Annotated in this window: 15 protein-coding genes; 8 read left to right on the top strand and 7 right to left on the bottom strand. The window is 67.7% G+C overall.

From position 1 onward, the window contains the following. The first annotated feature begins 126 nt into the window (after window positions 1-126). Window positions 127-1,059 carry a prolyl aminopeptidase gene (gene pip / locus AB3K92_RS13810; RefSeq protein ID WP_021162091.1) on the top strand — a complete coding sequence of 311 codons (933 nt, stop codon included), beginning with the start codon at window positions 127-129 and terminating at the stop codon, window positions 1,057-1,059. Between the two features lie 75 nt (window positions 1,060-1,134). Here pip and AB3K92_RS13805 read toward each other — a convergent pair whose 3' ends face one another. The 7 genes from AB3K92_RS13805 to AB3K92_RS13775 form a co-directional block, all read right to left on the bottom strand. Beyond that, window positions 1,135-1,407: a hypothetical protein gene (locus tag AB3K92_RS13805; protein ID WP_369465264.1), complete on the bottom strand. Its 273-nt coding sequence runs from the start codon at window positions 1,405-1,407 to the stop codon at window positions 1,135-1,137. A 184-nt stretch (window positions 1,408-1,591) separates the two neighbouring features. After that, a complete protein-coding gene (locus tag AB3K92_RS13800; RefSeq protein ID WP_249453692.1) occupies window positions 1,592-2,635 on the bottom strand; it encodes a transglutaminase family protein in 1,044 nt (347 codons plus the stop codon). Then, window positions 2,629-5,235 carry a circularly permuted type 2 ATP-grasp protein gene (locus tag AB3K92_RS13795; protein ID WP_369465791.1) on the bottom strand — a complete coding sequence of 869 codons (2,607 nt, stop codon included), beginning with the start codon at window positions 5,233-5,235 and terminating at the stop codon, window positions 2,629-2,631. Before AB3K92_RS13795 ends, AB3K92_RS13800 begins: the two co-directional genes overlap by 7 nt. A 217-nt stretch (window positions 5,236-5,452) precedes the next feature. Beyond that, complete coding sequence (locus AB3K92_RS13790; protein ID WP_369465263.1) at window positions 5,453-8,866, bottom strand: DUF2126 domain-containing protein; 3,414 nt, start codon at window positions 8,864-8,866, stop codon at window positions 5,453-5,455. Between the two features lie 96 nt (window positions 8,867-8,962). Next, a complete protein-coding gene (locus tag AB3K92_RS13785; RefSeq protein WP_369465262.1) occupies window positions 8,963-9,940 on the bottom strand; it encodes a transglutaminase domain-containing protein in 978 nt (325 codons plus the stop codon). Window positions 9,941-9,948: 8 nt separating this feature from the next. Next, window positions 9,949-10,890: an alpha-E domain-containing protein gene (locus AB3K92_RS13780; RefSeq protein WP_021162096.1), complete on the bottom strand. Its 942-nt coding sequence runs from the start codon at window positions 10,888-10,890 to the stop codon at window positions 9,949-9,951. 64 nt (window positions 10,891-10,954) lie between these two features. Further along, entirely contained in the window at window positions 10,955-12,370 is a 1,416-nt protein-coding gene (locus tag AB3K92_RS13775) for a circularly permuted type 2 ATP-grasp protein (protein WP_021162097.1), read from the bottom strand. A 585-nt stretch (window positions 12,371-12,955) separates the two neighbouring features. Here AB3K92_RS13775 and AB3K92_RS13770 point away from each other — a divergent pair. The 7 genes from AB3K92_RS13770 (at window position 12,956) to AB3K92_RS13740 (ending at window position 22,275) form a co-directional block, all read left to right on the top strand. Beyond that, complete coding sequence (locus AB3K92_RS13770) at window positions 12,956-13,954, top strand: LysR substrate-binding domain-containing protein (protein WP_060125485.1); 999 nt, start codon at window positions 12,956-12,958, stop codon at window positions 13,952-13,954. Window positions 13,955-14,688: 734 nt separating this feature from the next. Next, entirely contained in the window at window positions 14,689-15,099 is a 411-nt protein-coding gene (locus AB3K92_RS13765; RefSeq protein ID WP_021162100.1) for a hypothetical protein, read from the top strand. A gap of 63 nt (window positions 15,100-15,162) precedes the next feature. Further along, window positions 15,163-15,960, top strand: coding sequence for a hypothetical protein (locus tag AB3K92_RS13760; protein ID WP_369465261.1), 798 nt, complete (start codon window positions 15,163-15,165; stop codon window positions 15,958-15,960). A gap of 105 nt (window positions 15,961-16,065) precedes the next feature. Then, window positions 16,066-18,435 carry a poly-beta-1,6 N-acetyl-D-glucosamine export porin PgaA gene (gene pgaA / locus AB3K92_RS13755; RefSeq protein ID WP_369465260.1) on the top strand — a complete coding sequence of 790 codons (2,370 nt, stop codon included), beginning with the start codon at window positions 16,066-16,068 and terminating at the stop codon, window positions 18,433-18,435. A 15-nt stretch (window positions 18,436-18,450) separates the two neighbouring features. Further along, the gene (pgaB, locus tag AB3K92_RS13750; RefSeq protein WP_369465259.1) at window positions 18,451-20,541 is read left to right on the top strand and encodes a poly-beta-1,6-N-acetyl-D-glucosamine N-deacetylase PgaB; all 2,091 of its coding nucleotides are present in this window, start codon (window positions 18,451-18,453) and stop codon (window positions 20,539-20,541) included. Next, window positions 20,538-21,809 (top strand): poly-beta-1,6-N-acetyl-D-glucosamine synthase, encoded by a 1,272-nt coding sequence (gene pgaC / locus AB3K92_RS13745; protein WP_059650993.1) that lies wholly within the window; start codon window positions 20,538-20,540, stop codon window positions 21,807-21,809. Before pgaB ends, pgaC begins: the two co-directional genes overlap by 4 nt. Beyond that, complete coding sequence (locus AB3K92_RS13740) at window positions 21,787-22,275, top strand: hypothetical protein (protein ID WP_021162105.1); 489 nt, start codon at window positions 21,787-21,789, stop codon at window positions 22,273-22,275. The genes pgaC and AB3K92_RS13740 overlap by 23 nt, the downstream gene beginning before the upstream one ends. Window positions 22,276-22,316: the final 41 nt, after the last annotated feature.

The following is a 22,316-nucleotide window of genomic DNA, read 5'->3' as shown; positions in this document are numbered from 1 at the left end:
GCGGCGGCCGGTCCGATGCCCACGCAACGAATTTTGCGGCGCAGCAACATTCGCAGTACCGTACCCGCCCGCACAACGGCCCGCGCCTCGTCCGCCCTCCCGTCGACCTTTACCCGGAGCCTGCCTGTGTACCCACCGATCGAACCCTACGCCCACGGCCATCTCGACACCGGCGACGGCCACCGCATCTACTGGGAGCGCTGCGGCAACCCCGCCGGCAAGCCCGCCGTGTTCCTGCACGGCGGCCCCGGCGCCGGCTGCAGCGCCGACCATCGCCGCCTGTTCGATCCGGAGCGCTACGACATCCTGCTGTTCGACCAGCGCGGCTGCGGGCGCTCGACGCCGCATGCGAGCCTCGAGAACAACACGACGTGGCATCTGGTTGCCGACATCGAGCGCCTGCGCGAGATGGTCGGCGCGGAAAAGTGGCTCGTGTTCGGCGGCTCGTGGGGCAGCGCACTGTCGATCGCGTATGCGGAAACGCACCCGGAGCGCGTGAGCGCGCTGGTCGTGCGCGGCATCTTCACGATGCGTCGCGCGGAAGTGCTGTGGTACTACCAGGAAGGCGCGTCGTGGCTGTTCCCCGACCTGTGGGAAGCCTTCCTTGCACCGATTCCGGAAGCGGAGCGCGGCGACCTGATGGCCGCCTACCATCGCCGGCTGACCGGCAACGACGAAGCCGCGAAGCTCGAAGCCGCGCGCGCGTGGAGCATCTGGGAAGGCCGCACGATCACGCTGCTGCCCGACCCCGCACTCGCCGCGCACTTCGCGGACGGCCACTACGCACTCGCGTTCGCGCGCATCGAGAATCATTACTTCGTGAACCAGGGTTTCGTCGAGGAAGGCCAGTTGCTGCGTGACGCGCATCGCCTCGCCGGCATTCCGGGCGTGATCGTGCAGGGCCGCTATGACGTCGCGACGCCTGCCCGCACCGCATGGGAGCTGTCGAAGGCGTGGCCGGATGCGACGTTCGAGATCGTGCCCGGTGCCGGGCATGCGTACAACGAACCGGGGATCCTGGAGGCGCTGATCGCGGCCACGGACCGGTTCGCGGCGTAACCGACACGACGGGATGCGATGCGGCGTGTGCGGCCATGCCTGCCGGCACACGCTGCGCCGCGCCGCATCGTGCGATCAAAGCGCGGTTTCTACGATCGCCCTGCCGCTGATCGCCCGCTCGACGAGCTGCTCGTCGCCGACCTTGCGGATCGCGTCGTCGAGCAGCCCCTCCGGCGGTTCGGTCGCCACCTTCAGCAAGCCCGACAGGCCGCGCGCGTCGAGCACCACCAGCGTCTCCATCGAATCCGCTCGGCTCACGAGCACGCGGCGCCACGCCGGCCCCGCGCCGAAGCTCGCACAAAGCGCAATCGTCTCGCTGCCGAGCGTGTAGTCGAAAGTCTTGATCATGATCCGCCGCCGTTGCAAGGGAATGGCGCTGCGCGACGGTGCGGCGCCGTGACGCCGACGCACCCGCGCGTGCCGCCGGCGCCCGAATCAAGCCAGATCCGTTCGCCGGCATGGCCATGCTAGGCGTGCAGTATTAACGAAGACTTAAACCGCCATGCGCGCGGGCACGCGGCATCGGGCGACATTACGGCGTGTCGAGCGGCTCCACCGTCACACCGACCTTCAGCTCCTGATCCGCACCACCGCCGCGGATCACACCGCGCAGCGGCGTCACGTCCGCGTAGTCGCGGCCGATCGACAGCATCACGTAGTCGTCGCCCGGCGCACGATCGTTGGTCGGATCGAGCTGCAGCCAGCCGTTGTCCTCGGGCCATGCCGGGTCGTACACCTCGACCCACGCATGCGACGCGTCGGCGCCGATCAGCCGCGGCTGCCCGGGGGGCGGCTGCGTCAGCAGGTAGCCGCTCACGTAACGTGCGGCCAGCCCGAGCGAGCGCAGCGCGCCGATCATCACGTGCGCGAAATCCTGGCACACGCCCTTGCGCAGGCGCAGCGCATCGAGCGCCGACGTCGTGATGTCGGTGCTGTTCGGCGTATAGGCGAAATCGGCATGCACGCGCCGCATCAGGTCCCAGGCAGCCTGCACGAGCGGCCGTTGCGGCGTGAAGCTCGCGGCCGCATACGCGGCGAGTTCAGCGTCGCACGCAACATGCGGCGACGTGAACACGAATTCGCTCGCGGCATCGTAAGGCTGCCCTGCGCGAAACCGCAGGCGGTCGCGCACGGCTTCCCACGCAGTCGCCTGTTTCGCGTCGGGATGCGCGATGGCGGGTGGCGGCGCGCCGCGCGCACCGCGCGACCACACGGGCGGCGTCACGCGTACCGTGCTGCGGCTGCGCACGAGCAGCGCGTCATGTGGCAGGTTCAACGCAAACGATGCGCGCGCGTTGCCGAATGCGTCGATCTCGGTACAGACCGATTCCGGCGCGGGATCGATGTCGAGCGCGAACGACAGCACTTGCTGGCGCGGCGTCGCGAGCGGTTGCAGCCGTGCCTGGTGCTGCGCCGATTCGACGCGCGCCGCGTAACGGTATTCGGTGTCGTGCGTGACGCGCAGCAACCGGCCCGGCGCGACCTCGGCGGTCGTTGCCTTCGCGGCCGATGCCGATGCGTTCCGTGCATCGCCGGAACCCGGTGGGGCTTTCCCCGCGCCCTTCGTCGTCACCATAACGTCCTGCCCGCCTCGCGTACGTGGCTGAAATAGCGCTCGCCAATCCGGTTCGACAGTTCCCAGACCGCCTTCGCCGTCGCGTCGAGCGCTTCGAGCAGCTTGCCGTGCCGGCCCCCGTCGGTGGTTTCGCACAGCTCGTGCAGCGACCACGCGGGCACATCCGGAACCGTCTCGGCCAGTTCGGACAACGCATAACCTTCGCTGCGCTCGACCTTCGTCAGCCGGCCCCGCAGCGCCTGCACGACCCAGCCGAGCGAGCGCGGATTGTCGGTATCGAGCACGACGAGCGACAGCAGCGGCGCGACATCGAAGCCGCGCTGGAAACGCGAACGGAACGTGATCGTGCTGTCGAACAACTCCAGCACGAGCTCGAAGCCGTCCTGCCGGTGCACCGCGCCTTCGTCGAACGCGCACTTCAGCACGCTGCACAGGAAGTCCAGCCGGTCGATCTGCCGGCCGATCGACAGCAGCCGCCAGCCGTCGTCGCGCGTCATGTTGTCGGTCTGCGCACCCGTGATCGCGCCGAGCAGCAGGCCGAGGCGCTCCAGCAACTGCAGCGCGTCGTTGCCGATCTGTTCCTCGGCTTCCGGCTGGCCCGCGCTGTCCGCGAACAGCTGGGTCGCGTCGTCGATCAGGCGCCACTGGTCGCTCGACAGCCGTTCGCGGATCGCGGCAGCCGCGCCACGCATCCCGAACAGGCACGCCGCAATGCCCGACGTGCGATCCGCGCCGCGCGTGAGCGACGTCGCGAGCGCGTGCTGGAACGCACGGGGCGCATCGACGGCGTTCGGTGCATCGGCCGCGATCAGGCCCGTGTCGCGGCACAGCGTGTCGAGCAGCTCCAGGTGCGCGGGGCTGTCGACGTCGTCCTCGCCGCGCAGCCGTTCGAGCGCCGCGCGCGCGAGCCGCATCAGGTTGGTCGCGCGCTCGGTGTAACGGCCCAGCCAGAACAGGTTCTCGGCCGCACGGCTCGCGATCGCGCGCGGCCGTTCGACGAGGTCGTCGGGGCCGAGATGCGTCTGCAGCAGCGTCGTCGAATCGACGATGCCTTCGGTCATCACCCATGTATCGACGGTGCTGCCGCCGCGCGGCATCGGCGCATTGAACAGCGTGTCGCGTGTGCCGACCCGTGACAGCCCGCCCGGCAGGAGCCGCCAGCGCTGCGCACCGTCGGCGAGCGCGAAGACGCGCAGCAGCACCGGCTTCGGCACGATGCGCGCGCCGCCGTGGCCGTCGGGCGCGTCCTGACGCGGCCAGGTCGGCGCCTGCGACAGCGGCAGGTCGGCCTGCACCGTGTAGTGTTCGGGCCGCGCGAGGATCCGCGCGCGCCACTCGGCCAGCTGCGCCTGCGTGAGCCGCGCGCCGATCACCGGCTCGAACGCGCCGCCGGCCTGCACCTCGGGTGGATAGGATGCCTTCACGATGGCGCGCGCGAGTTGCGGCAGCGCGTCGTCGCACGCGGCCGCCTCGCCGCACCACCACGAATGCACGGCCGGCAGCGTCAGCGTTTCGCCGAGCAGCCCTTCCGCGAGACGCGGCATGAAGCCGAGCATCGCCGGCGATTCGAGGAAGCCCGAGCCCGGCGCGTTCGCGAGCAGCACATTGCCCGCGCGCACGGCCTGCAGCAGCCCCGGCACGCCGAGCATCGAATCGGGCCGCAGTTCGAGCGGATCGAGCCACGCGTCGTCGACACGCCGCAGGATGCCGTGCACGGGTTCGAGGCCGCTCAGCGTCTTCAGGAATACGCGGTTGTCCCGCGCGGTCAGGTCGCCGCCCTCGACGAGCGTGAGGCCGAGATAGCGCGCGAGATACGCGTGCTCGAAATACGTCGCGCTGTGCGGCCCCGGCGTCAGCAGCACGATCCGCGAGTTCTTGCGGGCCGGGCTGAGCGCCTGCATGCTCTGCAGCAGCGCGCGGTACGCGGACGCGAGCCGCTGCACGCGCAGCCCGCGAAACCCGCGCGGAAAGAGCCGCGACACGATCAGCCGGTTTTCTAGCAGGTAGCCGAGGCCGGCCGCGCCCTGCGTGTGCTGCGCGACGATCCGCCACTGCCCGTCCGGGCCACGCGCGAGATCGAACGCGACCACGTGCAGCCAGGTGTCGCCCGGCACGCTCGCGCCGCGCATCGCGCGCAGGTAGCCGGGGTGCCCGGTGACGAGCGCGGGCGGCAGCAGCCCGCGCTCGAGGATCGTCTGCGGCCCGTACAGGTCGGCCAGCGTCGCGTTGAGCAGCCGCACGCGCTGCAGCACGCCGCGCTCGATCGCGACCCAGTCCTCGGGCGTGACGATCAGCGGCAGCAGGTCGAGCGACCACGGGCCGGCCGCGCCGTCGCCGGCACGCTGCTCGTGCAGCTGGTAGAACAGGCCGTTCTCGCGCATGCGCCGGTGCAGCGCGTCGGCGCGGCGATCGAGGTCGGCCACGCCGTCGCTGCCGATCGATGTGAAGAAACTGCGCCACGCGGGCGCGAGCGCAGGCGCGTTCAGGCCGGCCGCGCTGCCACGCAGTTCGTCGTAGCGGCCGGCGGCCGCCGGCGCCGCGAGCGCGGCGGCCAGTTCCGCGGCATCCGGCTGCGCGCCGGTATCGAAAAGCGTGGGCATCGCGTCGAGGGCGGCGAGATGGTCGGTGTTCATGGGCGGCACGGTGTCGTTCCGTCTTCAGGGTGCAACCGTGCATACGCACGGCCGCACCAGCGGCAGGCTGCTGCGGCGCGTGGCCGCGATCTGCCCGCATCCTAGCATTCCGGCGGGGCGGCCATCACCCCGTTCGCCGGGAGACCGCCCACCGCGCATCGTCGTCCGCCTCGTCATCGTCCGGTCACGGCCGCCGCAAATCGAGCGTGAACGGGAACTCGCGGCTCGGCGCGGCGAGCGCGACCTCCATCCGCCCCGGCGTATGCCCCATCTCGACGAAGCGTGCGAGCCGGCGGCTCTCCGCTTCATAGGCATTGACCGGGAACGTCGCGTAGTTGCGTCCGCCCGGATGCGCGACGTGGTAGCGGCAGCCGCCGAGCGAGCGCTGCAGCCACGTATCGACGATGTCGAACGTGAGCGGCGCGTGCACGCCGATGGTCGGATGCAGCGCGGACGGCGGCGACCACGCCTTGTAGCGCACCCCCGCGACGTATTCGCCGACGGTGCCGGTCGGCTGCAGCGGCAACGCGCGGCCGTTGACGGTCACGACGTGGCGGTTGTCGTTCAGCCCCGTCACGCGCACTTCGAGCCGTTCGACCGACGAATCGACGTAGCGCACCGTGCCGCCGGGCGCCCCCTCCTCGCCCATCACGTGCCACGGTTCCAGCGCGCCGCGCAGCGACAGCTGCATGCCGTTCACCGCGATCTGGCCGAACAGCGGGAAGCGGAATTCGAAGTGCGGCGCGAACCACGCCGGATCGAACGCGAAACCGGCGTCGCGCAGTTCGGCCAGCACGTCGTCGAAATCCATCTGAAGAAACTCGGGCAGCATGAAGCGGTCGTGCAGCGCGGTGCCCCAGCGCGTGAGCGGCGTCGTGTACGGCGCGGCCCAGAAACGCGCGACCAGCGCGCGCAGCAGCAATTGCTGCACGATGCTCATCCGTGCATGGGGCGGCATCTCGAACGCACGCAGTTCGAGCAGGCCGAGCCGGCCGGTCGACGAGTCGGGCGAATACAGCTTGTCGATACAGAATTCGCTGCGGTGTGTGTTACCCGTCACGTCGATCAGCAGGTTGCGCAGCACGCGGTCGACCAGCCACGGCGGCATGTCCTGCCCGAACAGCAGCTTGTTGCGCTGGATCTCGGCGAACGCGATGTCGAGCTCGTAGAGCTGGTCGTTGCGCGCCTCGTCGACGCGCGGCGCCTGGCTGGTCGGCCCGATGAACAGCCCCGAGAACAGGTAGGACAGCGACGGATGGTTGTGCCAGTACGCGATCAGGCTCGCGAGCAGGTCCGGGCGGCGCAGGAACGGGCTGTCGGCCGGCGTCGCGCCGCCGAGCACGAAGTGGTTGCCGCCGCCGGTGCCGACGTGGCGGCCGTCGACCATGAATTTCTCGCTGCACAGCCGCGACTGCCACGCGGCGTCGTACAGGAATTCGGTGTGGTCGACGAGCTCGTCGAAGTTGGCGGCCGGATGGATGTTCACCTCGATCACGCCGGGATCGGGCGTGACCTGCAGCAGCTTCAGCCGCGCGTCGCGCGGCGGCGGATAGCCTTCGAGCACGAGCTTCACGCCCAGCGCGTGCGCGGTCAGCTCGATCGCGCCGAGCAGGTCGAGATAATCCTCGAGCGCGGCAAGCGGCGGCATGAACAGGTACAGGATGCCGTTGCGCACTTCGACGCACAGCGCGGTACGCGTGATCCACGCGGCCGATTCGAAGCGCTCGGGTACGCGACCCGGGTCGCGCGCGGCAGGCCGACCGTTCCCGGCCGTACCGTCGTCGCGCCACTGCATCACGGTCTGCGCGGACGCCTCGCGATGCACGCCGGACAGGTAGCGCGGCGCATCGGCGGGCCCCGCGTAGCGCGCGCGGATCGCGGCGGCTTCCGGCAGCGCGTCGCGCGGCGCGAACGGATCGCGCTCGACGAGATACGGATAGTCGGCGCGGCTGGCCCACGGCAGCGAATCGAGCGGCAACCGATAGCCCATCGGCGAATCGCCGGGCACGAGGTACATCCGCTCGTCGCGGAAGAACCACGGCCCCGTCTGCCAGCGCGGCCCGTCGAGGCCCGGCGCCGTGTCCACGCGCTTGACCGGCAGCACGTAGCCGACCACGCTGTCGAGCTGCTGCTCGAACACCTTGCGCAGCCGCGCGCGTTCGAGCTCGTCGTCGAGGCGCGAGTCGAACGGGTCGACGTTGACCGGCAGCCGGCGCTCGCGCCACAGGTAGTACCACACGTCCTCGTAGCCGGGCCGGATGAATTCGCCGGTCAGGTTCAGCCGTGCGGCCAGCGCATCGATGAAGCGCTTCGCGTCGTCGGTCGTATACGCGGACGGCTCGCGCTCGTCGGCGAACAGCGACGGGTCGTGCCACACGGGCTGGCCGTCGGCACGCCAGAAGATCGACAGCGCCCAGCGCGGCAGCTGCTCGCCCGGATACCACTTGCCCTGCCCGAAATGCAGGAAGCCGCCGTCGCCGTACTCGGCGCGCAGCCGCTGCACGAGTTCGGTCGCGTAACCACGCTTGGTCGGGCCGAGCGCGTCGGTGTTCCATTCAGCACCGTCGCGATCGTCGATCGACACGAAGGTCGGCTCGCCGCCCTGCGTGAGCCGCACGTCGCCGGCCGCGAGTGCGCCGTCGACCTGCGAGCCGAGCGCCAGCACGGCGTCCCATTGCGAATCCGTATACGGCTTCGTCACGCGCGGCGATTCGTACACGCGCGTCACGGTCATCTCGTGCTCGAACGACACCTCGCACTCGTCGATCAGCCCCTCGACCGGCGCGGCGCTCGTCGGCTGCGGCGTGCAGGCCAGCGGAATGTGGCCCTCGCCCGCGAGCAGGCCCGAGGTCGGGTCGAAGCCGATCCAGCCGGCGCCCGGCAGGTACACCTCGCACCATGCATGGAGGTCGGTGAAGTCGACGGACGTGCCGCTCGGGCCGTCGAGCGACTTCACGTCGGGCGTGAGCTGGATCAGGTAGCCCGACACGAAACGCGCAGCGATGCCGAGATGGCGGCACAGCTGCACGAGCAGCCATGCGCTGTCGCGGCACGAGCCGGACGCCAGCTCGAGCGTCTGCTCGGGCGTCTGCACGCCCGGCTCCATCCGCACGAGATAGCCGATGTCGCGCTGCAGCTGCTGGTTCAGCGCGACGAGGAAGTTCACGGTGCCGGCCGGCGTGCGATCGACGCCTTCGACGTACGCGCGGAACAGCGGCGCCGCGCTCGTCTGCGGGTCGCACACGAGATACGGTGCGAGTTCGGTCTTCAGCGCGTCGTCATAGCTGAACGGGTATTGCTCCGCGCTCGCCTCCAGAAAGAAGTCGAACGGGTTGTACACCGACATCTCGGCGACGAGATCGATCGTGATCTCGAAGTGCTCGGTGCGCTCCGGAAACACGAGCCGCGCGAGATAGTTCGAGAACGGGTCCTGCTGCCAGTTGATGAAGTGCTGCGCGGGCTCGACCGTCATCGAATACGCGAGGATCGGCGTCCGGCAGTGCGGCGCGGGCCGCAGCCGCACGACCTGCGGGCCGAGGTTGACGAGCCGGTCGTAGCGATAGCGGGTGGTGTGATGCAGCGCGACGTGGATGGACATGGGAGCTCGGTTCGGGTTGGGCCGGCCGCGCGCCGCGTCGCGTTCAACGCGACGCGGCTGCCCGGCCTGGCGGATTCGGCGAAAGCGCGCGTCGGGTCAGACGAGCTCGGGTGTCTGCACGACGCTGATCTCGACGCCGACGGCCGTCGCGCCGAGCCCCGTCACCGGCTGCGCGTCGCGATAGTCGAGGCCGACCGCGATGCGCACGTAACGCTCGTCCGGGCAGCGATTCATGAACGGATCGAACCCGACCCAGCCGAGCCCTTCGACATAGGCCTCGGCCCACGCATGGCCGGCCGGCTGCTGCATCAGCCCCGTCGCTTGCGGCTGCGCACCGAGCGACGGCTGCGGCAGCCCCTGCGATTGCGCGGCGTGCGACGCGCCGAGCACCTGCTGCATGCCCTCGCCGCTCTGCAGCGCGAGCGCTTCTTCCGCCTCGTCGTCACTCAGGTTCTGCTTCGCGTCGGCGATGCGCTGCATCGCGCTGTCCGCCAGCACGTAGCCAGAGATATAGCGGGCGGGAATCTTCAGCACGCGCGCGGCCGCGATGAACGCATGCGCGTGATCGCGGCTCGTGCCCTCGCCGCTTTGCAGCGCGGTTTCCGCGTCGACGGGCGCGTCGGCGGCCAGGTTCGGCGCATACGCGATGCGGTCATGCACTTCCGTCATCAGCCAGTGCAATGCGTCGAGGCCGCGCGGGTCGATGGGCAGCGCTTCCGTGAGCTCGCGCACGGAAGCGCCGGCCTTCGTGAGCGCGGTCTCGCGTTCGAAGATCCACGGCGGCGCATAGCCTTCAGGATTGCCGAGAATGCCGGCGCGGTCCTGCGTCTCGACGACGCCGGCCGCGACGACGACGATCTCCGCCTTCGCGCCGCGCTCGTGCCGCACGAGGTCGATGCGGTTGCCGAGCCCGTCGGCGTACGACAGCGACGGCTCGACGCCGTCGATCGTGACCTGCCACGCGCGCACCGTCTGCCCGGGGCCCGATTGCGGGCGCAGCCGCAGCCGTTGCAGCGCATGGGTGGCTTGATCGTCGAACTGATAACGCGAGATGTGTCGAATGGCGAGTCGCATGGCAAGTCTCAGTCGAAGTTGTAAGCCTGGGCGATTTCGATCCCGAGGCTGTTGTTGCGGCCGATGAAGTCGGTCAGGAATTCGTGCAGGCCGCTCTTGAAGATCCGCTCGACCGACGTATCGGACAGCATCTGCAGGATCTTCGTGGCCGTGTCGTGACACGGGTGTGTCACGCCGTAATCCTTTGCGAGCAGGTTCAGGCTCGACACGACGCGCCCGTAGCAATAGCGCAGCGAACGCGGCATGCGGCCGTTCAGGATCAGGTAGTCGGCGATGTTCATCGGCTTGTACTGCACGTCGTACACCCAGCGGTACGAACGGTGCGCGGCGACGCAGCGCAGGATCGTCTCCCACTGGTAGTTGTCGAGGATCGTGCCGACGTGCGACACCGACGGCAGCAGCAGGTGGTATTTCACGTCGATGATGCGCGCGGTGTTGTCGGCGCGCTCGACGAACGCGCCGATCTGCGCGAAATCGAAGATCTCGTTGCGCAGCATCGTGCTGTAGAAGCTGCCGAGGATCAGCGCGGTTTCGCGCTTCACCTGGTCGAGCACGGCCGGCAGCTCGCTTTCCGGCACCGGCTGCGCGAGCGCGCGGCGCAGCGCGAGCCAAGCGCCGTTCACGCTCTCCCATGCCTCGCGCGTGAGCGCCGTGCGCACCATCCGCGCATTCGAGCGCGCGGCCTCGATGCACGACAGCACGCTCGACGGGTTGTCGCGGTCGCGCAGCAGGTAGTCGGTCACGGTATCGGCCGCATACGCGTCGTATTTCTGCCGGTAACCTTCATCCGTGCCCGAGCTGACGAGCACCGACGACCATTCGGCCGGCGCGTCGGACGTGCGCGTGAGCGCCATCCGCAGCCCGGCATCGACGATGCGCGCGATGTTCTCCGCGCGCTCGATATAGCGGTACATCCAGTAGAGACCGCTTGCAGTACGTCCCAGAAGCATCTCGTGTCCACTCCGTCTTCGTTCGGTTCGCGCGCCGGCTCCGGCGCGCGCGGTAGCATCCGGCTCAGTCGGCCAGCACCCAGGTGTCCTTGGTGCCGCCGCCCTGGCTCGAGTTGACGACGAGCGATCCCTCCTTCAGCGCGACCCGCGTGAGCCCGCCCGGGGTGATGCGGATCCGGTCCGACACCAGTACGAACGGCCGCAGGTCGACGTGGCGCGGCGCAAGGCCGGCGTCGGTCAGGATCGGCGTCGTGGACAGCGCGAGCGTCGGTTGCGCGATGTAGTTCGCGGGGCGCGCGCGCAGCTTCGCGGCGAACGCCTCGATCTCCGCTTTCGACGCGGCCGGCCCGACCAGCATCCCGTAGCCGCCCGAGCCGTGCACTTCCTTCACGACCAGTTCGTCGAGATGGTCGAGCACGTACTTCAGGCTGTCGGCCTCGCCGCAGCGCCAGGTCGGCACGTTCTCCAGCAGCGCCTTGCGGCCCGTGTAGAACTCGACGATCTCCGGCATGTACGAGTAGATCGCCTTGTCGTCGGCGATGCCCGTGCCGGGCGCGTTCGCGATCGTGATGTTGCCCGCGCGGTAGACGTCCATGATCCCCGCGACGCCGAGCACCGAATCGGGGCGGAACGTGAGCGGATCGAGGAACGCGTCGTCGACGCGGCGGTACAGCACGTCGATCGGCTGGAAACCTTCGGTCGTGCGCATCGCGACGCGGCCGTCGATCACCTGCAGGTCGCTGCCTTCGACGAGATGCACGCCCATCTGGTCGGCGAGGAACGAATGTTCGTAGTACGCGGAGTTGTGAATGCCCGGCGTGAGCACGGCGACGGTCGGGTTGTCGGCGTTGCCGCCCGGCGGGCATACGGCCGCGAGCGACTGGCGCAGCATCTGCGGATAGGTTTCGACCGGGCGCACCTTCACCTGCTGGAACAGCTCCGGGAAGAGCTGCATCATCGTCTCGCGGTTTTCCAGCATGTACGACACGCCGGACGGCGTGCGCGCGTTGTCTTCCAGCACGTAGAACTCGTTTTCGCCGGTGCGCACGATGTCGACGCCGATGATGTGCGTGTAAACGTTGCCGGGCGGCCGGAAGTCGATCATCTCCGGGATGAACGCTTCGTTGTGCGCGATCAGGTGCTTCGGCACGATGCCGGCGCGCACGATTTCCTGACGATGGTAGATGTCGTCGAGGAAGGCGTTGAGCGCCATCACGCGCTGCTCGATGCCGAGCGACAGCCGGCTCCATTCCGTGCCCGAGATGATGCGCGGGACGATGTCGAACGGAATCAGCCGCTCGGCGGCCTCCGCGTCGCCGTAGACGGCGAACGTGATGCCCGTCTTGCGGAACACGCCTTCCGCGTCGTGGGCTTTCTGGGCGAGGCTCGCGGGATTCTGCGTGTCGAGCCACTGCTTCAGGCGCGCGTAAGGCGCCCTTACCATGTCGCCGGATTGCAGCATTTCATCGAATGGCTTCATCGATCTTTTTCTCCATCGATCGTTTCCCCGGCATTGCGCATGCCGGACCGGCGTAACGACTGCGTTGCAAGGAACGTGCCTTGCGGGCTCCCTCGATAATCCCCCCTTTTTGCGCCGTGCCAGGCACGCCCGGCCGACATTGCGCACCACGGTGGTGCAGCGCCCGGCGCGACGTGCGACGACGGTGCGTCGCAGGCGCGCACGGCCGATGCTGCGCCGCGACTTCCGAACATAGTTCCCCCGCGTGTCACGAATGTGCAATCTGCACTGCACAAAAAACGGGGCGACCCGGCACCGGGCCGCCACAATGGAGGCGGGCCGGCACGCACACGGCGCAACCGGCCCTGGGGGAAGTACCGTCTGCGGCGCGCCGGCAGTTCGATGCTGTGAACTGTCCGGTTAGCCGGATCCGGCACCTCAACGCTATGCAGCCGTAATCCCGCCGACAACGCCCATGCATATTTCGACTGACACCGATCGAAAAAAAACATCGGGCCGACCCACGCGAGGCGCGGTACGCTAGAAAATTGGTGCAGCACGGGGTGCCGCCCTTCAGGCGCCCGACTATAAAAAGCGAAGATCGAAATGGAAGCAAAGTGGCTGGAAGATTTCCTGAGCCTTGCGGATACCAAGAGTTTTTCCCGGGCCGCACGTCACCGGCACCTCACGCAGTCGGCATTCAGCAGACGAATTGCCGCACTCGAAACCTGGATGGACGCGAAGCTGGTCGACCGGAGCATCAACCCGATCACGCTGACGCCGGCCGGCCAGATGTTCCGCGGGCTCGCCGCGGACATCCTGCGCAGCATGTATGCGGCGCGCAATCTCGTGAACGGCTACGACCAGTTCGCGGCCAGCGATCAGGTCGTGCGTTTCGCGGTCGCCCATACGCTCGTCTTCACGCTGTTCCCCGAATGGCTCAAGCAGCTCAACGGCGAGGTCGGCCACGTGACCGCGCGCGTGAACGCGGTGAACGTGCCGGAAGGCGTGCAGCAGCTCGTCGAAGGTGAATGCGACCTGCTGCTCGGCTATCACCATCCGCAGTTGCCGATCGTGCTCGACCCGAACCACTTCCCGTTCGTCAGCCTCGGCGTCGAACGGATCCTGCCCGTATCGACGCCCGATGCGCGCGGCAAGCCCGTGTTCCAGCTGCCGGGCACACCCGACGCACCGCTGCCGCTGCTCGCGTATTCGTCGGGCGCGTTCCTCGGCAACATCGTCGAGATGCTGCTGCTGAACGCAACCGAGCCGTACGTGGTGCACCGGTGCTTCGAGACGCACATGTCCGAAGCGTTGAAGGGCATGGTCGTGGCCGGGCACGGGATCGGCTGGCTGCCGGAAAGCTGCGTTGCGAAGGAGCTCGCGGAAGGCACGCTCGTATGCGCGGGTTCCGGCGACTGGATCACCGAACTCGAGATCCGCCTGTATCGGTCGGCCCGCAAGCGCGGGCTCGCGGCCGAGCAACTGTGGACGTACATCATGAACCGGCCGCGCGCAGCGGTCGAAGGTGCCGTCGGCGCGGACGAACAGGCATCCGCGCCGGCGATGCGCATCGCGCGGCGCAGCGCGGGCGCCAACCGCTGATCTTCGCGAGTGTGATCTTGATCGCGTTCGCGTTCGCGTCGTGTCCCGCGACGACGCGAACGCAACCGCGAATTTCAGCCGTGCGGTGTGCGCATGCATCCGCGCCGCTTCCCGGCGAACGCGACCCGCTTTTCCGGCAGCAAATAGCGATCCCGTCGCAACCCGAAAAATTACGCGACAGACCGGTAATCGTTATCAGTGGAATCGCAAACGTTTGCATTTCATGACTTGATTCTTTTACATCCGGCACGATGCACCGGAATATTCCATCTGATTATCAGAACAGAAACACCCTGTTACAGAACAAATTAAAAGTTTCGATTCACCCGCAACACTCTAAAATACTAACAACGTCACGCCGTCCTTTTCATTTCGCTCGACCTGTACCCGAACCGACATCGATCCGCCGCACACACAGCCGCAAACATTTCTTTTATCAGTCGTTATTTTTCGGCACGAATGTCGATACGACAGACGTGATTCAATGCGTGCGGGATCATCGCTACCGAATAGCAATATTCATATTCGGCAATATCGACTTTCTTCAGTATTAAGAGAGTCAAACAAATCCGTCCTTATCCTGTGTAAATAGGATATTTCACCGCCGTCCCATTCGGGCCACACGCGATTGTTGGTTCGCAATCCATCGTGTATCAATAGCGTGTCGCAAAAAGAACGCTGGCAGATTTGACTCGGAATAAATACTCGTCATTGATTCCGGAACGGAGGTTGCAATGCCTTCCTCGATTCGACAGCACGCTCGCCCTTTCCTGAGCGCCGCCCTCTCCGCGCTCTGCATGAATGCAACGGCCCAGACGCCTGCGTCGGGGCCGGGCGACGGGCGCTACGTGATCTCGTATATCTGCGGCGACGCGCGGATCGACGGCACGGCGCCGCTGCCTCCCGATGGCCGGCCGTACAACCTGGGCGTGTCGTTTGCTTCGGCCAGCACCGGGCAGCCGCTTGCCAATGTGCAGGTACGGCTGCGCCGCCATGGACGCGTGCTCGTCGAGTTCAACGCGTCCGGGTCGCGCTGCCTGTTCAGCGTGCCCGACGCAAGTTACCGGGTGGAGGGAACGTACCAGGGAGCCACCCAGTTCGCGATCGTGGAAACCGGCGCACTCACCACGCAGTTGCGATGGTAAGTCCCGCCTGACCCCGCCCCGATCACGCCACTCACCGCCGCGCATCGAATCGAGGAGCATTGCATGCCTCCTGCCGAACGACCGGACCGCTCGCCCGCCCCCCAGCCGAAACCCTCCTGGGGCCCGGGAAAGAATGCAGCACTCAGCTTCGTCGCGTTTGCCACGATCTTCGGCCTCTTCGCGTATGCCGAGCGAGACACGACAGTCGGCCACCCGAGCGTGGCGCACGACATCTCCGGCGCAATCGGAACCGCGGTCGGAAAGTATCGCAACGCGATCGTGACCCTGGCCTCCCGCGCGAGCGCGTCGTCCGGCACATCCGTCGCGCCCGTGCCGGCGTCGACACGCGCGCAGGCCACACCGCCCGCGCCGCCATGGCAGGCCGCGTCGGCGTCGGCAGCACCCGAGGTATCGACCGTGCCGCCCGTCACGCTCACGGTCGCACCGGAACCCGCGCCGCACCCCGCTTCCCGCGCCGTCGCGACGCACCGGCGGCCGCCGCATGCGCCACCGGTGGCACTCGCGGCCGGTACGCAGCAGGCAACCGCCGCCAGTCGCGCCGCCACGCGGCACGGCGCCACGCATCGGCCGCCGCATGCGGACACGCTGGCAGGCACGGACAAGCGGATGGACTTCGCGCCCAAACCCCGGACGTACCGCACCGACGCCACGCGCATGCAGACGGCGAGCGTCACGCACGCGGAACTGGAAAGCGCGCGTGCGCTGGCGAAGGCGCGCTCGTGTGCGGTGATCGACGAATGGAACTGTGTCGAGCAAAACGCGAGCCGGGCGCTCGCGATCGACCCGACGAACAGCGAATCGCGTGCGTTGCTCGGCCAGGCGATCCGTAACCGGCTGTGAGCCGGCGCCGCATTGCCGGGCACGCGCAGCCCGGCCGCGCGACACGCGACGACGTGCGTCGTCACGCGTGTCACCGATGTGATCGTTTCGAAAGGAGGACACCTCGTGGCCAACAATCATCAACAATCCTGCACGGCCGTCGCTCCGTCCAACCGGCGGATCCTCCTGCATGCGCCACTGGTATTGCTGCTCGTCGCGTCCGGCCCCTGCTTCTCCGCCGAAGGCGATACGGAGTCGGGCGGCCGCATCAGTGAAATCGCCGGGTCCGCCGGCGCACCGGATCGGGGGCCGCCCGACGCGTCGGCACAGGGTTCGCCCGCGCCGGATGCGCAACCGCCGAATGCGCGGACGCTGATCGCGCAGGCATCGAGTGCGCAGATGCCCGACGCGTCAACGCCCGCCGCTTCACAGTCCGCTCCACAGTCCGGTCAGCCGCCCGGTCCGCAAACGCCGGGAGCGCCGACGTCGAGTTCGTCGACACCCGGCATGCCGGCGCCGAATGCACAGACCCCCGGCGCGCAGCCGCCCGCCTCCCAGGTACCCGAAGCCCAGGCGCCGAACGCGCAGATACCCGACCTCCGCACCGCCGATCCGGCCACGGTCCGCAACGACGTGTTCGGTCTCGCGTCGAGCGGCGGCGCGGTCAAGGCGCTGGAGGAAGCGAAAGCGCGCCCCGACGTGTTCTCCGCAGTCGATCTCGCGCGGCTCGAGGAACTGTCGATCCGCCAGCAGGTGCGCGGCGGACGCGACAAGTCGCGCTCGATGACGAGCCCCGACCGCTTCGACGGGATCGACAGCGCGCTCGCCGCCGCGAACGACCTCGACAAGCGGATGCCGTCCACGCCCGAGTATTCGCCGGTCAGGACGGCGCTCGCCGGCGACCGGACGGTAGCGCTGGCGGCACGCGGCGAGATGAAGCAGGCCGTCGCGACGTTCGAGACGATTCCGCCGGACGCGGAGATCTCGATCGACGCACTGGCGGCCGTCGGCGATGCGTACCTGTACCTGAGCGAACCGGGCAAGGCCAACGTGGTATACCAGCGCGCGCTGAAGCAGGCGACCGCGCCGCAGGCCGACATCGCGACGCGCGGCTTCCAGTACGGCGCACGCACGCGCCCGATCGAATTGCGCGAGGGGCTGTTCTGGTCGTACGTCGACCAGGGACGCGCGGCCGATGCGAACCAGGTGCTCGAGGACATGGGCAAATCGCTGCCGCCGGCCAAGGACGTGCGCACCTGGGGGCCGGAAAACGAAGACTACCTGCGCTACTACCGGCTGCGCGCGCAATACCTGATCTATACGGGCCGGGTGGACGAAGGGATCGCCTCGCTGGAAAAGCTCGAGAAGGAAGTGCCGTTCAACGCGGAAGTCCGCGCCGCGCATGCCGACGCCGTCTCGGGCCAGTCGCACCCGCGCCAGGCGATCGCGATGTATCGCGCGTCGCTGACCGACCACCCGGACAGCGTCGAGATGCTCGCGGGGCTCGGCCGCGCATCGCTTACGGCGGACGATTACGCGAGCGCGAGGAACGTCGACCAGACCCTGGGCAACACGTTCCCGGACAGCGGCGCCGTGCGCGGGTTCAAGCGCGACTACAAGGCGTACCGCAGCCCCGTGTTCACGACCGACCTGAGCTTCGAGCACGGCAACAGCGCACTGGCCGACAACAGCTTCACGTCGGACAGCTATGTGTATTCCCAACCGTTCGGCGACAACTGGCGTGTCTTTTCGCATACGTTCTTCGGCCATGCCCAGACCGACGGCGGCAGCGTCAGCCGCACGCGCACGGGCGTCGGCGGCGACTACCGGCACGGGCCGCTCACCGTGCTGGGCGAAGTCACGCGCTCGTTCGGTTCGGACGGCCGAACCGGCGGCCGCGGGTCGATCGCGTACGCGCTGAACGACTACTGGACGGTCGGCGCCGGGCTCGACACCAACGACAACTCGCTGCCGTGGAAGGCGTATGCGGCGCACATCTGGGGCCGCTCCGCGAACGTCTCGATCGTGTATCGGCAGAGCGACCGCCGCGAAGTCAAGCTGAGCTACGGCGTGAGCCGCTACAGCGATTCGAACCTGCACCAGGAGATTTCCGCGACGGGCACGCAGCGCGTGTACACGTCCGCGAACCAGCTCGTCAACGTGTCGCTGGACCTCGGCACCGACAGCAACACGCGCCAGGACGCCCCCTACTTCAACCCGGGCCGCGACTATGCGGCCGCGGCGACCGTCATGCACCAGCTGACGCTGTGGAAGAAGGGCGACATGTCGCTGCAGCAGCGCCTGTCGGCGTCAGGCGGTGTGTACAACGAGCGCGGCTTCGGCACGAGCCCGCTGTGGACCGCGCGCCTCGAGCACGCGTGGACGTTCAAGCACGACATCACGCTGACGTACGGCGTCGAAATCAGCAGTCATGCGTACGACGGCCAGCGCGAGCGCTCCGAAACCGGCTTCCTGTCGGTCAACCTGCCGTTCTAGCAAGGAGATCGCACAATGCAATCCAGACGGACCTTCATGTGCGGATGCCTCGGTACGTTTGCGGCCTGTTCGTTGTTCCCGAGCGTGACCAATGCCAAGATGATCGACCTGCTGCCGCCGTCCGATCCGGTCGACGGCAAGACGTTCCGCGTGATCTGCCTGCATGACGTGCGCGACAACCTGCTCGCGACGTTCTCGTCGTCGACGATGGTCGATCCGTACGCGGTCGACACCGGCACGCTGACGGCCATCTTCTCGTGGCTGCAGACCAACAACTATCACACCATCACGGTCAAGCAGATCGAAGCGTCGCGGCACGGCGGCAAGCCGCTGCCGCCGCGCGCGGTGTTGCTCACGTTCGACGACGGCTACAGCAGCCACTACACGAAAGTCCTGCCGCTGCTCGAGCGCTTCAAGTATCCGGCCGTGATGGGCATCGTCACCGCCTGGATCGACGCGCCGCTGGATACGCCGATCAAGATCAGCGACAAGATCCAGATGCCGCGCGACTACTTCATGACGTGGGACCAGGTGAAGAAGGTCGGCCAGTCGGAATTCGTCGAGCTCGGCTGCCACACCCACAACCTTCATCACGGCGCGGTCGCGAATCCGCAGGGCAACGAACTGCCGGCGACCACGTCGCACCTTTACCTGCAGGACCAGAAACGCTATGAAACCGACGCCGAATTCGAAGCGCGCGTGCACGACGACCTGCAGACGTGCGTGCGGCAGATCCGTGAACGCACCGGCATCGTCGCACGCTCGATGGTCTGGCCATACGGCGCGGAAAACCAGCCCGTGCGCAAGATCTCGACGTCGCTCGGCATGGACATCCAGTTCAGCCTCGACGCCGGCCCGAATACGCCGGACGTGCCGCTCGACCGGTTGCGGCGGATCCTGATGATGTACGACGTCGACATCGGCGGGTTCGAGCGGTCGATGCGCGAGCCGGCCTCCAACCGCGGCGACGTCGACATTCCCGAGCGCGTCGTGCAGGTCGATCTCGACCAGGTCTACGATCCCGATCCGGCGCGCCAGGAAGCGAATCTCGGCAAGCTGATCGAGCGCATCTACCGGATGCAGCCGAAATCGGTGTACCTGCAGGCATTCGCCGACCCGAAGGGCACGGGTGTCGCGGAATCGCTGTATTTCCCGAACCGGCACCTGCCGATGCGCGGCGACCTGTTCTCGCGCGCCGCCTGGCAGCTCAGCACGCGCTCGAACGTGCAGGTGTATGCGTGGATGCCGGTGCTCGCGTTCCGGCCGCGGGCGGACCAGCATCGCGGCCTCGAGGCCGTCAGCGCATACGGCGGCGCGCCGGCGCGCGAGAACGACTCGCGCGTGTACCGCCTGAGCCCGTTCGACCCCGAAGCGCGGCTGTTCATCGAGCAGATCTACGAGGATCTCGGCAAATACGCGTCGTTCAGCGGCATCCTGTTCAGCGACGACGCCGTGCTCGACGATTACGAAGACGCCGGCCGGCACGCGCTGAGCACGTATGCGCAATGGGGCTTGCCGGCCGACATCGGCAAGATCCGCGCGACACCCGACCTGATGAAGCGCTGGACGCGGCAGAAGAGCCGCTACCTGATCGACCTGACGCGCCAGCTCGAACAGATCGTGCTCGCGAACCAGAACGCGGGCGACGTGCTGACGGCGCGCAACATCTTCGCGCTGCCGGTGCTGAAGCCGGAATCGGAAGCGTGGTTCGCACAGAACTACGACGATTTCCTCGCCACCTACGACTTCGTCGCGCTGATGGCGATGCCGTACATGGAACAGGCGCAGGACCCCGAACGCTGGATGGACCAGCTCGTCGACGCCGTCCGCGCGAAACAGCTCGGCACCAGGCGCACCGTGTTCGAGCTGCAGTCGTACGACTGGCACGCGCGCAAGGACATCGGCGGCACCGCGCTGCTCGCGCAGATGCGGCGCCTGCGCAGCAAGGGCGCGGTGAACTTCGGCTACTACCCGGACAACTTCCTGAACAACCAGCCGGATCTCGACACGATGCGCGACGTGATGTCGCTGAAGTCGCGCCTCGATCCGACCTCGATCAACGCGCTGATGCAGATGCAGAAGACACAGGGGACGAAGACGCCATGACCAGCCACAGCATCATCCAGCGCCTGCAGGATTTCGTCTTCTACTACCCGTTCTTCATGTCGTATCTGTGGATGATCGGCGGTGTCGTCCATTACTTCCTGCTCGAGGAAGGGCGCGTGCTGTCGACGCGCACGATCGCGGCGAGCGGCATTCCGAAGATCTCGATCGTCGTGCCCTGCTTCAACGAAGCCGCGAACGCGCGCAGCGTGATCCAACACCTGGACGGGATGCAGTATCCGAACTACGACATCATCGCGGTCAACGACGGCAGCCGGGATCGCACCGGCGAGATTCTCAACGAACTGGCCGTCGAGATCCCGCGGCTGCTCGTGATCCATCACGCGCGCAACGAAGGCAAGGCGGTCGGGCTCACGACCGCGGCCGCGGTGTCGAACGCGGAATTCCTGCTGTGCATCGACGGCGATTCGCTGCTCGCGCACGATGCGATCGGCTGGATGCTCGAGCACTTCCTGACCGACCCGGGCGTCGGCGCCGTGACCGGCAACCCGCGCATCCGCACGCGCACGTCGCTGCTCGGCCGCATGCAGGTCGGCGAATTCTCGTCGATCGTCGGGCTGATCAAGCGCACGCAGCAGGTGTACGGCCGCATCTTCACGGTGTCGGGCGTCGTCACGATGTTCCGCAAGACCGCGCTCGCCGACGTCGGCTACTGGAGCTCGGACATGCTGACCGAGGACATCGACATCAGCTGGAAGCTGCAATGCCGCGACTGGCGCGTCGTATACGAGCCGCACGCGCTCAGCTGGATCCTGATGCCCGAGACGCTGATGGGGCTCTACCGGCAGCGGCTGCGCTGGTCGAAAGGCGGCATCCAGGTGCTGCTGAAATATGCGGGCACGCTCGCGCGGCCGACGCAGATGATGATGTGGCCGCTGTTCGCCGAGTACCTGATCGGCATCGCGTGGGCCTATTCGATGTCGTTCATCCTGCTGCTCGCGCTGGTGAACGTCGTCCATCCGCTGCCGCTGAGCTGGCACGTATCGGTCGTGCCGCACTGGCACGGGATGTTGCTGGTTGCGACCTGCATCCTGCAACTGATCATCGGCAGCATGATCGATCGTCAGTATGACGAAAAACTCCTGATGTACTTCCTGGACACCATCTGGTACCCCGTTGCTTTCTGGCTGATCAGCATGATCACTACCGTCGTCGCCCTGCCGGCCGTCGTGCTGCGGGGCCGCGGCAAGCGGGCCGTGTGGGTCAGCCCCGACCGAGGCATTCAACATGAAGAACGCGCCGATTATTGACCTCTCCCTGCGCACGCCGCGCGAAATGCTCGCCGAACGCGGCCGCGTCGCCGGGCCCGCGCTGGTCGTCTGGTTCCGGCTCCTGCGGCCCGCGCTGGTGGGCGCCGTATGGGCGTCGATCTGCATCTATACGTATCGCTACCTGCTGCCGTTCAACCCGGCCGAGATGCCGATCGAACAGATGGTGTTCTACGCGACCAGCATCGCGATCATCGCGGGCACCATCGTCATGTGGCTGATCGCCGGGCGCGTCGTGCATCCGCTGGCGTTCCGGCTGCGCGTGTCGAAGATGCTGCGGCGTTCGGCCAGCGCGAAGGTGCGCTCGGTGCCGCCGACCGTGCTGGCGAGCGCCCGTCGGCGCGGCGCGCGCCGCACGACACGCATTCTCGTCGCGTCGCACGACGCGAACGGCTCGATTTCAGGCATCGAATGGGTCGCCCACGCGGGGCCGCCGCCCCGCGAGTAGGTCAGCGGAGCCGCGCCGCCGCGCACGGGACCGCATCGGTG

Origin of the sequence: Burkholderia sp. Bmkn7 (assembly GCF_041103175.1) — a bacterium.
GTDB lineage: Bacteria > Pseudomonadota > Gammaproteobacteria > Burkholderiales > Burkholderiaceae > Burkholderia > Burkholderia cepacia.
The sequence above is the reverse complement of the archived record's forward strand: the minus strand, read 5'-3'. Positions and strand labels throughout refer to the sequence as shown.

Bases quoted from the DNA above. Each gene is read 5' to 3' on its own strand.
- AB3K92_RS13770 (WP_060125485.1), top strand. From the start codon at position 12,956: ATGGAAGCAAAGTGGCTGGAAGATTTCCTGAGCCTTGCGGATACCAAG.
- AB3K92_RS13785 (WP_369465262.1), bottom strand. From the start codon at position 9,940: ATGCGACTCGCCATTCGACACATCTCGCGTTATCAGTTCGACGATCAA.
- AB3K92_RS13790 (WP_369465263.1), bottom strand. From the start codon at position 8,866: ATGTCCATCCACGTCGCGCTGCATCACACCACCCGCTATCGCTACGAC.
- AB3K92_RS13805 (WP_369465264.1), bottom strand. From the start codon at position 1,407: ATGATCAAGACTTTCGACTACACGCTCGGCAGCGAGACGATTGCGCTT.
- pgaB (WP_369465259.1), top strand. From the start codon at position 18,451: ATGCAATCCAGACGGACCTTCATGTGCGGATGCCTCGGTACGTTTGCG.
- pgaC (WP_059650993.1), top strand. From the start codon at position 20,538: ATGACCAGCCACAGCATCATCCAGCGCCTGCAGGATTTCGTCTTCTAC.
- AB3K92_RS13740 (WP_021162105.1), top strand. From the start codon at position 21,787: ATGAAGAACGCGCCGATTATTGACCTCTCCCTGCGCACGCCGCGCGAA.
- AB3K92_RS13780 (WP_021162096.1), bottom strand. From the start codon at position 10,890: ATGCTTCTGGGACGTACTGCAAGCGGTCTCTACTGGATGTACCGCTAT.
- AB3K92_RS13775 (WP_021162097.1), bottom strand. From the start codon at position 12,370: ATGAAGCCATTCGATGAAATGCTGCAATCCGGCGACATGGTAAGGGCG.
- AB3K92_RS13760 (WP_369465261.1), top strand. From the start codon at position 15,163: ATGCCTCCTGCCGAACGACCGGACCGCTCGCCCGCCCCCCAGCCGAAA.
- AB3K92_RS13800 (WP_249453692.1), bottom strand. From the start codon at position 2,635: ATGGTGACGACGAAGGGCGCGGGGAAAGCCCCACCGGGTTCCGGCGAT.
- AB3K92_RS13765 (WP_021162100.1), top strand. From the start codon at position 14,689: ATGCCTTCCTCGATTCGACAGCACGCTCGCCCTTTCCTGAGCGCCGCC.
- AB3K92_RS13795 (WP_369465791.1), bottom strand. From the start codon at position 5,235: ATGCCCACGCTTTTCGATACCGGCGCGCAGCCGGATGCCGCGGAACTG.